Source organism: Pseudoxanthomonas sp. PXM01, assembly GCF_014851815.1.
GTDB lineage: Bacteria > Pseudomonadota > Gammaproteobacteria > Xanthomonadales > Xanthomonadaceae > Pseudoxanthomonas_A.
Genome location: NZ_JACVAJ010000002.1, coordinates 442,982 through 456,335 on the forward strand (window position 1 = coordinate 442,982; position 13,354 = coordinate 456,335).

14 protein-coding genes are annotated in these 13,354 nt (G+C 67.8%); 6 read left to right on the top strand and 8 right to left on the bottom strand.

The features are described 5' to 3' along the window. Positions 1-49: 49 nt before the first annotated feature. Positions 50-271, top strand: a complete 222-nt coding sequence (locus tag IB230_RS11465) for a hypothetical protein (protein ID WP_192272331.1) — start codon at positions 50-52, stop codon at positions 269-271. Beyond that, on the top strand, positions 261-1,505 hold the full coding sequence (hutI, locus tag IB230_RS11470; RefSeq protein ID WP_343227309.1) for an imidazolonepropionase: 1,245 nt from the start codon (positions 261-263) through the stop codon (positions 1,503-1,505). Before IB230_RS11465 ends, hutI begins: the two co-directional genes overlap by 11 nt. A gap of 65 nt (positions 1,506-1,570) precedes the next feature. Here hutI and IB230_RS11475 read toward each other — a convergent pair whose 3' ends face one another. Together IB230_RS11475 and IB230_RS11480 are read right to left on the bottom strand one after the other, a co-directional pair. Continuing rightward, positions 1,571-1,747, bottom strand: coding sequence for a 30S ribosomal protein THX (locus IB230_RS11475; protein WP_055941418.1), 177 nt, complete (start codon positions 1,745-1,747; stop codon positions 1,571-1,573). A 140-nt stretch (positions 1,748-1,887) separates the two neighbouring features. After that, on the bottom strand, positions 1,888-2,295 hold the full coding sequence (locus tag IB230_RS11480) for a MerC domain-containing protein (protein ID WP_192272333.1): 408 nt from the start codon (positions 2,293-2,295) through the stop codon (positions 1,888-1,890). A gap of 89 nt (positions 2,296-2,384) precedes the next feature. On the opposite strand from IB230_RS11480, the gene IB230_RS11485 reads away from it, so the two are divergent. The 3 genes from IB230_RS11485 (at position 2,385) to IB230_RS11495 (ending at position 6,353) form a co-directional block, all read left to right on the top strand. Beyond that, positions 2,385-4,556, top strand: a complete 2,172-nt coding sequence (locus IB230_RS11485; protein ID WP_192272335.1) for a TonB-dependent receptor — start codon at positions 2,385-2,387, stop codon at positions 4,554-4,556. A gap of 109 nt (positions 4,557-4,665) precedes the next feature. Continuing rightward, positions 4,666-5,121 (top strand): MarR family winged helix-turn-helix transcriptional regulator, encoded by a 456-nt coding sequence (locus tag IB230_RS11490; protein ID WP_192272337.1) that lies wholly within the window; start codon positions 4,666-4,668, stop codon positions 5,119-5,121. Further along, positions 5,118-6,353: an MFS transporter gene (locus IB230_RS11495; protein ID WP_225589497.1), complete on the top strand. Its 1,236-nt coding sequence runs from the start codon at positions 5,118-5,120 to the stop codon at positions 6,351-6,353. Before IB230_RS11490 ends, IB230_RS11495 begins: the two co-directional genes overlap by 4 nt. A 164-nt stretch (positions 6,354-6,517) precedes the next feature. Here IB230_RS11495 and IB230_RS11500 read toward each other — a convergent pair whose 3' ends face one another. Continuing rightward, the gene (locus IB230_RS11500) at positions 6,518-7,006 is read right to left on the bottom strand and encodes a Fur family transcriptional regulator (RefSeq protein WP_192272339.1); all 489 of its coding nucleotides are present in this window, start codon (positions 7,004-7,006) and stop codon (positions 6,518-6,520) included. Between the two features lie 13 nt (positions 7,007-7,019). Then, complete coding sequence (gene gltX, locus IB230_RS11505) at positions 7,020-8,426, bottom strand: glutamate--tRNA ligase (RefSeq protein ID WP_192272341.1); 1,407 nt, start codon at positions 8,424-8,426, stop codon at positions 7,020-7,022. Positions 8,427-8,515: 89 nt separating this feature from the next. On the opposite strand from gltX, the gene lpxH reads away from it, so the two are divergent. After that, complete coding sequence (gene lpxH, locus IB230_RS11510) at positions 8,516-9,253, top strand: UDP-2,3-diacylglucosamine diphosphatase (RefSeq protein ID WP_192272344.1); 738 nt, start codon at positions 8,516-8,518, stop codon at positions 9,251-9,253. 110 nt (positions 9,254-9,363) lie between these two features. Here the strand turns inward: lpxH and IB230_RS11515 are convergent, their stop codons facing one another. The 4 genes from IB230_RS11515 to IB230_RS11530 are packed head-to-tail and all read right to left on the bottom strand — an operon-like array spanning position 9,364 to position 13,317. After that, the gene (locus IB230_RS11515) at positions 9,364-10,161 is read right to left on the bottom strand and encodes a ferritin-like domain-containing protein (RefSeq protein WP_192272346.1); all 798 of its coding nucleotides are present in this window, start codon (positions 10,159-10,161) and stop codon (positions 9,364-9,366) included. Between the two features lie 16 nt (positions 10,162-10,177). After that, positions 10,178-11,647, bottom strand: coding sequence for an amidophosphoribosyltransferase (gene purF / locus IB230_RS11520; protein ID WP_192272348.1), 1,470 nt, complete (start codon positions 11,645-11,647; stop codon positions 10,178-10,180). A 7-nt stretch (positions 11,648-11,654) separates the two neighbouring features. Beyond that, entirely contained in the window at positions 11,655-12,266 is a 612-nt protein-coding gene (locus tag IB230_RS11525) for a CvpA family protein (RefSeq protein ID WP_192272350.1), read from the bottom strand. 43 nt (positions 12,267-12,309) lie between these two features. Beyond that, the gene (locus tag IB230_RS11530) at positions 12,310-13,317 is read right to left on the bottom strand and encodes an SPOR domain-containing protein (RefSeq protein WP_192272352.1); all 1,008 of its coding nucleotides are present in this window, start codon (positions 13,315-13,317) and stop codon (positions 12,310-12,312) included. Positions 13,318-13,354: the final 37 nt, after the last annotated feature.

A 13,354-nucleotide genomic window follows, 5' to 3' on the forward strand; every position in this document is an offset into this window, starting at 1 on the left:
GCGACAGGGGTGCGTTAGGCTACCGCGTCGCCACCGCCAAGGCACCTGCATGGATCCGTCGTCCACACCGCTCATCGCGATCGCCCTTGCGCTGTCCGCCGTCGCGGTTTCGTTGACGGTGGCAGCCATCGCCGTTCACGCGCAGAAGAAGAACGCGCGGGCGACAGCAGGGGCTGCGGGCGGTGGCGAAGGAAGTGCCGGCCAGCACAGCGATGCCGGCTGCGATGCGGACAGCGGCGGTGGTTGCGATGGAGGCGGCGGTGGCGACTGAAGCAGTGGACGTGCGGTGGGACGGCGTACTGGTGAACGCCCGCCTCGTCACCCTCACCGGTGATGCGGGATATGGCGTGATCGAGGATGGCGCGCTGGGCTGGCGCGACGGCATGCTGGCCTTCGCCGGCCCTCGCGCCACCTTGCCGGCAGCACCCGACGCGCTGGCGGACGAGGTGGTCGATGCGCAGGGCGACTGGGTGACACCCGGCCTGATCGATTGCCATACGCACGTCGTGTTTGGCGGCGACCGCGCGGGCGAGTTCGAGCAGCGCCTGCAAGGGGCGAGTTACGAGGAGATCGCACGCGCCGGCGGCGGTATCGTGTCGACCGTACGTGCCACCCGCGAGGCCGATGAAGACGAACTATTCGCCCAGTCGCTGCCACGTGCACGCGCACTGCGCGACGACGGCGTGACCACGCTGGAGATCAAGTCCGGCTACGGGCTGGACCTGGAGAACGAGCGCAAGATGCTGCGCGTGGCGCGCAGAATCGGCGGGGAGCTCGGCATCACGATACGTACCACGTTCCTCGGTGCCCACGCGCTGCCACCGGAGTATGCCGGGCGCGCGGACGACTACATCGCTGCGGTCTGCGCGTGGCTGCCGACCTTGCATGCGGAAGGACTGGTGGATGCCGTGGATGCGTTCTGCGAGCGCATCGGCTTCACTGCTGCGCAGACGCAGCGTGTGTTCGAAACGGCGCGGGCGCTCGGACTGCCGGTGAAGCTGCATGCGGACCAGCTCAGCGACGGCGGCGGCGCGGCGCTGGTGGCCGGCTTCGGTGGCCTGTCCGCCGATCATGTCGAATACACCTCGGAAGCCGGCGTGGCCGCGATGAAGCGGGCCGGCAGCGTGGCGGTGCTGCTGCCTGGCGCATTCCATGTGCTGCGCGAAACGACGCTGCCTCCGCTGGACGCGTTCCGTTCGCACGGCGTGCCGATGGCGGTGGCCACCGACTGCAATCCGGGCACGTCACCGCTGCAGTCGCTGCGGCTGGCGATGTCGCTGGCCTGCACGCATTTCCGTCTGACGCCCGAGGAAGCACTGCGCGGCGCGACCGTGCATGCGGCGCAGGCGTTGGGAATGCCGGACCGCGGACGCCTGGTCGCCGGACAGCGCGCGGACTTCGTGCGCTGGCGCATCGGCCAGCCTGCGCAGCTGGCGTACTGGCTCGGCGGCGACCTGGTGTCTGCCGTGCACGCAGGCGGACGCGCGGTGGCGACGGACCTGTAAAAAACGAAAACCCCGGCCGGGGCCGGGGTTCCGTGTTCGCTGCCGGCCGAGCCGGCGCGGATGGCTTACGCCTTGGCGACGGCCTTCTTGGCGACGGCCTTCTTGACCGGCGCCTTCACCACGGCCTTCTTGGCGGTGGCAGTAGCAGCCACGGCGGCCTTGGCGACGGTGCTCTTGCGCGCATTGCCGTAGCTCGACGAATAGCGCTTGCCCTTGGCCGTCTTGCGATCACCCTTGCCCATCTCTGTTCTCCTGATTCGATGAAAAGTCCGCCCGGGTCTGGGCGGCTGCGCGGGCGTCCACCGGTTCGGGGACCGCGCGCGAGGCCGCAAAGCCTATCACAGCAGGGCCTTCCCGGCCGCTGCCGAGTCCCGGAACGGGGTCAGTGCGCGCAGCTGGCGTCGTGCACGTGCCAGTGGTTCAGGCGCAGATTCAACAGATGGGCAAGGCCCACCAGCATGCCGCCGACCGTCATCACGATGGCGTGGGGCACCACCGACTCGTGCAGCGGCGCATACAGCACGCCTGCCCACAGCGCGGCCAGGCCGAACAGCAACATGCCCAGCGCGCGGAAGGCGCGATGGCGGCGGTAGCCCCAGACCAGGCTGAAAAGGCCAAGCACGGTCACGAACACCACGAAGGCGCGTTCGAAGCCATCGCCCAGCCAGACCGACAACCCCAGCGACGGGATGACGGCCAACAGCAACGGCGTGATGGCGCAATGCAATGCGCAGACCAGCGAACCGGCAGCGGCGAAGCGGTCGAGCAGGGAGCGGAAAGAAGACTTCATGGGAAACAAGTATGACTTCTGGGAGGGTTATATTGTCACTATTGGTATAATATAACATCATTCTTCACCCTCACGAGCGCACCACCCCCATGCCCAACGCACACCGCCTGTCTCCCGTCCCCTCGACCCTTGCCGTTGCCCTCGCCCTTGCGCTGATCTCTCCGCTGGCGTCGGCCGACGACGCCTCCGGGGCGACCCCCAAGGATCTGGACGCCGTGGTGGTGACCGCTTCGCCGCTGAAGGGCAATGCCGAATCCGTGGCGACCCCGGTCGACGTGCTGTACGGCGAGGACCTGGACAAAGCCAAGGCCGGCACCCTCGGCGAGACCGTCGCCAAGCTGCCCGGGGTGCAGACCACTTACTTCGGCACCGGCGTGGGCCGCCCGATCATCCGCGGTCTGGAAGGCCCCCGCGTGCAGGTGCTGTCCGGCGGCATCGGCTCGATGGACGCGTCCACGGTCAGCGCCGACCATGCGGTCAGCATCGAACCCTTCCTCGCCGACCAGATCGAAGTCCTGAAGGGTCCAGCCACCCTGCTGTTCGGCAGCGGCGCCATCGGCGGCGCGGTCAACGTGGTGGATGGACGGCTTGCCGAGTCGATTCCCGACCAGCCCCTGAGCGGCCGCGCCGAAGTCCGTGGCAACACGGTGAACGACGAGCGCACCGGCATGTTCCGTCTTGACGGCGTGAACCGGAACTGGGTGTTGCATGTCGACGGTCTGGTGCGCGATACCGACGACTACGACATCCCCGGTGTCGCCATCCTGCACGACCACGAGGAAGGCGAGGAGCACGAAGAAGAGCCCCAGCCCAACGGCACGCTGCCCAACAGCTCGGTCCGAACCAAGGCCGGCGCGATCGGTGCGACCTATCTGGGCGACCGCGGCTACTTCGGTCTGGCCGCGAGCACCTACCGCAGCAACTACGGCATTCCCGCCGGCGCGCACGTGCATGGCGAGGAAGACCACGATCATGACCATGACGGCGAAGAAGACCACGGCCACGAGGAGCACGAGGAAGGCCCCGTGCGCATCGACATGGTGCAGAACCGGCTGGACATGAAGGCAGGCCTCTACAACCCGGTGTCGTTCCTGGAAAGCATCAACCTGCGCGCCGCCTGGAACGACTACGAGCACCTCGAACTGGAAGGCGACGAGATCGGCACGCGCTTCACCAACGAGGGCTACGACGCACGCCTGGAAGCCGTACAGAAGACGTGGAACGGCTGGCGCGGCGCGTTCGGCCTGCAGTTCGGCAGCACCGACTTCAACGCGGTCGGCGCCGAGGCTTTCGTACCCGCCACCATCACCGACACGCTGGGCCTGTTCGTCGTGCAGGAAAAGGATTTCGGTCCGTGGAAGCTGGAACTTGGCGGTCGCTACGACCAGGTCAAGCTGAAGCCCGACGACCGCCCCTCCACCGATTTCGACGCGATCAACCTGTCGGCCGCTGCCATCTGGCGCCTGAGCGACGGCTTCGACCTGCGATTCGGCCTGGACCGCTCCGAGCGCGCGCCGACGAACGAGGAACTGTTCGCGGGCGGCACGCACGTGGCCACGCAGTCGATCGAGATCGGCGATACCACGCTCGATACTGAGAAGGGCGTGCGTGCTGAGATTGGCGCGCACTGGCATACCGACCGCGTGGACCTGAAGCTCGCGGTGTACCAGACGAAGTTCAAGGACTTCATCTACCTCACCGACACCGGCGTGGAAGAGCACGGCTACCCGGTACGCCTGTGGACGCAGGACGATGCGACCTTCACCGGTGCAGAGGCCGAGGCAAAGATCCAGCTCGCCGACACGGCGGCCGGCGCGTGGGACCTTCGCCTCTATGGTGACTACGTGCGGGCGAAGCTCGACGGCAACGGCTTGCGCACGGTCGCGTTCGAAGTCCCGCACGGCGACCACACGCATGGCTATGAGGTCGATGTCGCCCAGGGCGGCTATCTGCCCCGCATCTCGCCGATGCGCGTGGGCGCCGACCTTGGCTGGTCGCTGGGTGGCTGGCGCGCTTCGCTCGGCGCGGTGCGCTACAGCAAGCAGGACGACGTGGCGCAGAACGAGCACGCCAGCGACGGCTACACGCTGGTCGATGCGCACATGGCCTACCGCTGGGATCGCACGGCATCGAGCTGGGAGGTGTTCCTGGACGGCAGCAACCTGACCGACGAAGAAGCGCGCCCGCACACCTCGCTGCTGCGCGACTATGCACCGCTGCCGGGTCGCGGCGTGGCGTTCGGCATCCGCGCCTACTTCTGATCCCCTGAGTTCCTCCCCCCGGGGCGGCTGGCCGGCATGGCAGCCGCCCTTCTTGACAACAATTATGTGCATATACACATAATCACCACGCCATCACCCACCCTCCCCCATGACGCCGCCTGCCGCCCCCGTCACGCCCAGCCTGTGCACCTGCTTCCGCCTGCGCCGCGCCAGTCGCCGGGTGACCCAGGTGTACGACCATGAACTTGCCGCCGTCGGGCTGAGCCTCAACCAGTATTCGATCCTGCGCCGCACCGAGCGCGAGTCCCGCGTGCTCGGCGGGTTGGCGGATGAGCTGGGCATGGACCGCACCACGCTCACCCGCAACCTGTCGCCACTGGTCGACGCTGGCCTGGTGGAAACGGTCCGCGGCCGCGATGCCCGCCAGCGCATGATCGGTCTCACCCAGGCCGGTCGCGACCGACTCGCCGCCGCGAAGCCGTACTGGCGGCGTGCACAGGACCTCATCGACACGATGCTGGGTGAAACCGGCATCCAGACCCTGCATGGAGATCTCGATCGCCTGGACGAACGGCTGCGCCAGCATCTGGGAGAGGCCCCATGAACGCCACTGTTGCCGCGCCTGCCCCACGCATGCACTGGGGCCTCCTGCTTGCAGCCTCGGCCACGCTGATGATCACCATGGGTGCTCGGCAGACCACCGGCCTGTTCGTGGCGCCGATCCACCAGGACACCGGCATCGGCATCGCGGCGATCAGCTTCGCGCTCGCCATCGGCCAGTTCACCTGGGGAGCGGTGCAGCCGGTGTTCGGCGCGCTTGCCGACAAGCGCGGCTCCACGGGCGTACTGGTATTCGGGGCCATCCTGCTATCGCTTGGCCTCGCGCTGACGCCGCAGCTGACCTCGCCCTGGGGTCTGATGTTCACACTGGGCCTGCTGACGGCCGCAGGCGCGGGCGCCGGCAGCTTCTCCATCCTGATCGGCGCCACGGCGCAACAGCTCGCACCGGAGAAACGTTCTTTCGCCGCAGGCTTCATCAACGCGGGCGGATCGCTGGGACAGTTCGTGTTCGCACCGCTGGTCCAGGCGGTCATCGCGTTCGCCGGCTGGGCCAGCGCCATGTATACGCTGGCGGTCGCCTCGCTGCTGGCGATCCCGCTCGCTTTTCCACTGCGCAAGAAGGCCGTGGCGGCATCCGGCACGCCGACGGCCACCGCGATCGGCGACATCAGCCTGAAGCAACAGATCGCCATCGCCCTGCGCGATCGCAGTTACTGGATGCTGCATCTCGGCTTCTTCACCTGCGGCGTGCACATCGCCTTCCTGGTCACGCATCTGCCGGGCGAAGTCGCGCTGTGCGGCCTGCCAGCCAGCGTGTCGGCGGCTGCGCTGATGCTGATCGGCCTGTTCAACGTGGCCGGCAGCCTGATCGCAGGTGCACTGGGCCAGCGTGTGCGGATGAAGTGGATCCTGGCGGTGATGTACGCCAGCCGCGCGGTGATGATCGCGCTGTACCTGATGGCGCCCCCTACCCCGCTGACGTTCTACATCTTCGCGGCCGCGCTGGGCTTCACCTGGCTGGCGACCGTCCCGCCGACGGCGGGCCTGGTCGGAAAACTGTTCGGCCCGCGCTACCTGGGCACACTGTTCGGACTGACCTTGTTGTCGCACCAGATCGGCGGCTTCTTCGGCGCCTGGCTTGGCGGCCTGGCGCTGGAACGCTCCGGCGACTACACGTGGATGTGGTATCTCGACATGGGCTTGGCGCTGATCGCCGCGGTCGCCAACCTGCCGATCCGCGAACGTTCACCCAAGGCGGTGCCAGCAACGGCTTGAGCGGTGCCCCTGTAGGAGCGACGTAAGTCGCGACCGCACGCCATCCGGCGCCGGATACACCAATAAGAGGCCATTGACGAAAGCTGCCTCATCCTTCGCGAGACAACGATTCACTACGCTACAAGTCAGCAGTCGCGACTTACGTCGCTCCTACAGCAGCAGCCTTATGCAGCCGCGCACCGCGCGCACAGCCCATGCACTTCCAGTGTCTGCGCCTGCGGCTGGAAGCCCAGCGCCTTCGCGCGCGCATCGAGGGCCGCGACCACCTCGCGGTCCTCCAGCTCCACCGCGCTGTGGCAGCGGTCGCAAATGAGGAACGGCACCGAATGCTGGGCGCTGTTGGGGTGATGGCAGGCGACGAAGGCGTTCACCGATTCGAGCTTGTGCACGAAGCCGTTGGCCATCAGGAAGTCGAGCGCGCGATAGACGGTCGGCGGCGCATCGGCGCCGACACCCTTGGTGGCGCGCACCCATTCCAGCAGCTCGTACGCCTTCACTGGCTTTCCGGCTTCGGCAATCAGCTGCAGCACGCGCGCGCGGATCGGCGTCAGCCGCAGGCCGCGCTCCTGGCACGCGTGTTCCACCGCGGCCACGAACGCCTGAGCGTCGTGGACATGGTGGTGCGGGTCGGTGCAGGTATGGGCGTGCGGCATGGGCGATCCGGAATCAGGCGGACGTGCCTACTTTGATGAGTGCGGCGTCGATGCGTTTCAAGGCCTCGTCGCGACCGGCCAGGTAGACGGTCTGCGAGATGTCGGGGCTGACCTGGGTACCGGTGATGGCCACGCGCAGCGGCTGTGCCACCTTGCCCATGCCGAGTTCCAGCGCCGCCGCGGCTTCGTGCAGCGCCGCCGACACGTTCTCCGCGGTCCACTCCGCCAGCGCCGCCAGGCACTCGCGGGCCTTGGCCAATGGAGCCTGGGCGGCAGCCCCCAGATGCTTCGCCACGGCCGCGTCGTCGTACGCGGTCAGCGGCTGGAACCAGACCACGGCCTTCTCAGCCATGTCCTTCAGCGTCTGCACGCGGTCGCGCAGCGCGACCACCACATCGGCCGGCGCCGGACCCATCGTCAGGTCGATACCCAGCTTCTCCAACTGAAAGACGAGGTGCGGCGCGATGTCCGCAGGCGCATCCGTCTTCAGGTAGTGCTGGTTCACCCAGCCCAGCTTGGCCATGTCCAGGCGCGCGGCCTTGGAGTTCACGTCCTTCACGTCGAACAGATCGATCAGCTCCTGCCGCGAGAACAGCTCCTGGTCACCGTGCGACCAACCCAGGCGCGCCAGATAGTTGATCAGCGCATGCGGCAGATAGCCGGCGTCCTTGTACTGCATCACGTCGGCCGCGCCGGTGCGCTTGGACAGCTTGGCGCCCTCCTCGTCCAGGATCATCGGCATGTGCGCGAACTTCGGCACCGGCGCGCCCAGCGCCTCGTAGATGTTGATCTGGCGCGGCGTATTGTTGATGTGGTCGTCGCCGCGGATCACCTCGGTGATGCCCATGTCCCAGTCGTCGACCACGACGGCGAAGTTGTAGGTCGGGTAGCCGTCCGGACGGAAGATCACCATGTCGTCGAGCTCGCTGTTGGCGATCTCGATGCGACCCTTGATCAGGTCGTCGAAGGCGACCACGCCGTCGAGCGGATTCTTGAAGCGGATCACCCGGTTCGGATCGTCGCGGTGCGGCAGGTTCTGCTCGCGCGCGGCGCCGTTGTAGCGCGGCTTCTCCTGCTTCGCCATCGCGGCCTCGCGCATGGCATCCAGCTCCTCGCGCGTTTCGTAGGCGTAATAGGCCTTGCCCGATGCGACCAATTGCTCCGCGACCTCACGGTAGCGATCGATGCGCTGCGTCTGATAGACCGGGCCTTCGTCGTATCCCAGGCCCAGCCAGTCCATCGCATCGAGGATCGCGTCGATGGCGGCCTGCGTGCTGCGCTCGCGGTCGGTGTCCTCGATGCGCAGGATGAAATCGCCGCCTCGATGGCGCGCCTCCAGCCAGCAATACAGCGCCGTGCGGGCGCCGCCGATATGCAGGTAGCCGGTGGGACTGGGGGCGAAGCGGGTGCGGCAGGCCATGGTGGACTCGATGAACGGTATGACGCCAATTTTAACCTGCATGGGCCGTATTTCCCTGCCCGTTCCGGGGCAGGGCTTAGAATTCGGCCATGACCACGCTCTTCATCTCCGACCTGCACCTGGACGCCGAACGGCCGGCCGTGACCGAACTGTTTGGTGCGTTCATGCAGAAGGAAGGCACGCAGGCCGACGCGCTCTACATCCTCGGCGACCTGTTCGAGGCCTGGGTCGGCGACGACGATCCGTCCGATACCGGCGCCTACGTGGCCGCCCGCATCCGTGAGGTCGCCGACGCTGGCGTACCGGTGTTCTTCATCCGCGGCAACCGCGATTTCCTGCTGGGCGATGCGTTCGCGCGAGGCGCCGGCATGCGCATCCTGCCCGATCCGGCCGTGGTCATGCTGTACGGGAAGCCGGTCCTGCTGATGCATGGCGACCTGCTGTGTACCGGCGACACCGCCTACCAGGCGTTCCGCGCACAGACCCGCAACCCGGCCTGGCAGGCGCAGTTCCTGTCGCAGCCACTCGCCGCCAGACTGGCCTTCGCGGCCCAGGCACGTGCGGCCAGCGCCGCCCACCAGGGCGGCATGAAGCAGAACGACAGGACGCAGTTCGAGACGCTGACCGACGTGGCGCCGGCCACCGTGGACGCAACCTTCGCGCAGTTCGGCATCGACACGATGATCCATGGCCATACGCATCGGCCCGCGATCCACGACCTCACGGTCGGCACCCATGCCTGTCGGCGCATTGTGCTGGGCGACTGGTACGAACAGGGATCGGTGCTGCGCGTGGAGCCGGACGGGATGGCGCTGGACTCGCTCTGAGCGCCGGCTCGGAAGGAATGTCGTCTGTAGGAGCGACGTAAGTCGCGATGAGGGCGCCGCGGCAGTTCATCGCGACTTACGTCGCTCCCACACCGACCCCACCGTCGACGTCATGGCGCCTCGAGCGCCGCCAGTTCGTCCTCGTCGAAGCCGGCCAGCAGGCGCGCTTCGATGTTGAACGGCCCGTGCAGGTAGCCGCCGGCGTATTCCTTCAGCAGTTCGCGAAAGCGTGCGCGCGGTTCGATGCCCCGCTGGGCGCAGTACCAACGGTACCAGCGCGAACCGGCGGCGACATGCGCGACTTCCTCGCGCAGGATCAGGTCGAGGATCGCCACAGTGGCCTCATCACCCAGGTCACGCAGCTTGACGATCATCCCGGGCGTCACGTCCAGGCCGCGCGCCTCCAGCACGCGCGGCACCAGCGCCATTCGCGCCAGGCCGTCATGTGCGGTCTTCTCGGTCATTTCCCACAGGCCGTTGTGGGCGTCGAAGTCGCCGTAGTCGTGCTCCAGCTCACGCAAGCGATCGCGCAAGAGCACGAAATGGCGCGACTCATCGTGCGCCACCTGCACCCAGTCGGCGTAGAACGCCGCCGGCAGTCCACGGAAGCGGTACACCGCATCCCAGGCCAGGTCGATGGCGTTCAGTTCGATGTGCGCGATGGCATGGATGAAGGCCGCCCTGCCCTGCACGCTGCCCAGGCCACGGCGCGGCAGGTCGCGTGGATGCACCAGCGTGGGCTTCGTCGGTCGCCCCGGCATCCGGATGGGATCAGGCAACGGCGCGTCGTCAGGAATCAGTAACTCGCCACGCGCGAATGCGGCGGCGTACTGCTGCGTCAGCGCGACCTTGGTGTCGACCTCCGCCGCATCCAGGCAGATGCGGGCGGCCTCGAACAGCGTGGTCATGCCGGCGCGAACCGCGTCAGCCGACGCGGCGCTTGCGCTTGGCTTCGTCGGAGCGGGCCTGCTCGATACGTTCGAAGTACCCCGGCTCGATGCCCGTGACGTACTTCCCGTCGAAGCACGACGAATCGAACTCCGCCAGGTTCGGGTTGCCCTCGCGCACGGCCGCTTCCAGATCCTCGAGGTCCTGGTAGATCAGCCAGTCGCAGCCCAGTTCGCGTTCGATATCCTCGACGGTGCGGTTGTGCGCGACCAGTTCGTCGGCGGCCGGCATGTCGATGCCGTAGATGTTCGGGTGACGCACCGGCGGCGCGGCGCTGGCCAGGTAGACCTTGCGCGCACCGGCATCGCGCGCCATCTGCACGATCTGCTTGGAGGTGGTGCCACGCACGATGGAGTCGTCGACCAGCAGCACGACGCGGTTGCGGAATTCCAGGTTGATCGGGTTGAGCTTGCGGCGCACGGATTTCACGCGCTCGCCCTGCCCCGGCATGATGAACGTCCGGCCGACGTAGCGGTTCTTGATGAACCCCTCGCGGTACTTCACGCCCAGCACGTTGGAGATCTCCAGCGCGGCGTCGCGCGAGGTATCCGGGATCGGGATGATGGTGTCGATGTCGTGGTCGGGACGCAGGCGCAGGATCTTCTCGCCCAGCTTCACGCCCATGCGCATGCGCGCCTTGTGCACCGACACGTTGTCGATCATCGAGTCCGGGCGCGCGAAGTAAACGTATTCGAAGATGCACGGCGCATGCTCGGGCGCGTCGGCGACGATCTCACTGAACAGTTCGCCGCGCGCGGTGATCACGATCGCTTCGCCCGGCTGCACGTCGCGCATGCGCACGAAACCGAGGATGTCGAGCGCGGCGGATTCCGACGCGATGATGTATTCGGTGCCCTCGCCGTGCTCGCGCTTGCCCAGCACCAGCGGACGGATGCCGTGCGGATCGCGGAACGCCACCAGGCCCAGGCCCAGCACGACGCTGACGACGGCATAGCCGCCCTTCACGCGACGGTGCACGCCGGCGACGGCGCGGATCGCCGCTTCCGGCGTCAGCGTGCGCTGCAGGTCCAGCTCGTGCGCGAACACGTTCAGCAGCACTTCGCTGTCCGAGTCGGTGTTGATGTTGCGGCGGTCCTGCGCGAACACGTCCTGCCGCAGCGATTCGGTATTGATCAGGTTGCCGTTGTGCGCCAGCGCGATGCCGTACGGCGAATTGACGTAGAACGGCTGCGCCTCGTCCATGCCTTCGGAGCCGGCGGTCGGATAACGGCAGTGGGCGATGCCCACGCGGCCTTCCAGCACGCTCATGGCCTTGGCGTTGAACACGTCCCGCACCAGCCCGTTGTCCTTGTGCACGCGCAGGCGCGTGCCGTCGGCCGTGGCGATGCCGGCGGCGTCCTGTCCGCGATGCTGGAGGACGGTCAGCCCGTCATAAAGCTGGCCGGCAACGTTCTGGTTGCCGACGATTCCGACGATGCCGCACATGGGGGATCTACTCCGGTTTCGACGCGGGCGAGGCGGGCGGTGGGACGTGCTCCTGCGGTGCGCCGGAGTCGTCCAGCGGCAGGGGCAAGAGGTTTTGCAGGCGCGCATTATCGCCCGCCGGCCGGCCGTTGCCAAAGTCCAGTTCCTGCACAGTCCATTCCGGCAGCCATTGCGACAGCCACTGCGCGCCAGGCAGCAGGACGGGCACGACGGATGAACGCTGCCATTCAGGTTCGCGTGGCAGATCGGTGAATGCGGTCAGCAGCAGCACGATGCAGGCGACGAGTACCCCACGCGCCAGCCCGAGCGCGAGTCCCAGCACACGGTCCAGGCCCGACAGGCCGACCGATGTGACCAGATGGCGAATGGCCCATCCGGTCAGCCCGACGAAGATCATCACGCCGACGAAGCTCAGCACGTAGCCGCCCAGCAGCTCGCTCGCCGATGGCTGGCCGTCGCTGGCCAGCAGGTGCGCGACATCGCCGCCGTAATGGAACGCCACCCAGCCCGACAGCAGCCAGGCGACCATCGAGGCGAGCGCACTGATGAAGCCGCGCATCAGGCCGAACAGGGTCGACACGCCGACGATGGCCAGCAGCGTCAGGTCGAGCGCGCTCACGCAGCGCGCCCGGGGCTATCCGTCATGCGCTCGGGCGATGCCATCAAGGGTGCGGGCGCACCATGCCGTCGACGCCGATCTTCGACGCGACCTGCGTTTTCAACCGGTCCGCATCGGCACGACTGGCGACCGGGCCTATGCGCACGCGGCTGAGCGTGCCCTTGTCGGTGCGGACCTGCTCGACGAAGGCGCTGAACCCGGCGCCACGTGCACGATCGCGCAAGGCGTTGGCATCGGCAGCATTCGAGAAGGCGCCCAGTTGCACCGCGAAACCGGTACCGGAGGCTGCCGGCTTGGCGGTTTCAGCCGGCTTGGGCGCCGGGGCTGCAGGTTTGACGGCGGGCGGCGGTACCGGCCTGGTCTCGGCCGTCGTCGTGGCGACGGGTTTGGCTTCGGTTGCGGCGGGCTTCGGTGCGGGCTTGGCCGGCTCCGGCGGCAGCGCCTGGGTGGTGACCGCCGGTGCGGCGGGCGCGGCGACAGACGCCGCAGGCACGGGCGCCGTCGCCGTCGGCGCCGCGGCGGGAACGTCCAGCGTCACCACCTGCGCGTTGACGTCGCTACGGACCCTGATCGCGTCCAGGCGCGCGGCTTCGGCCTGCGGCCGGTCGACGTAGGGGCCGACGCGAACGCGGAAGGCCGGCTTGCCATTGATGGTCGCCGGCTCGACGAAGCCCGGGAGCTTCGCCTGCTTCACGCGGACCAGCACGGCGTCCGCGTCGGACTGCGTGGCATAGGCGCCGAAGCTGACAGCGAAGTTGCCCCCCGCGGTGGCGGCCGGTTGCAGCACGCCGTCGGCAGGTGCCGGCTCCGCGGCAGGCGCAGCGACCTGGCCCTGCAGGCCCACCGCACCGGTGGCGGGCGCATTGCCCGGTGTCACCAGCGGCAGCTCGCGCGTCTCGAACTCGCCGCCGGCAGCGGGCGGTACGTCCAGTGGCACGTCGGACACGCCGCTGTCGGGCGCGGGTCCCTTGACCAGCATGGGCAGGAAGATGACGGCCAGCGCCACCAGCACGACCGCGCCGATCAGGCGCTGTTTCAGGGCAGTATCCATCCAGGTCCACGGCTGCTGCGGCGGGAATGCCGCGGCG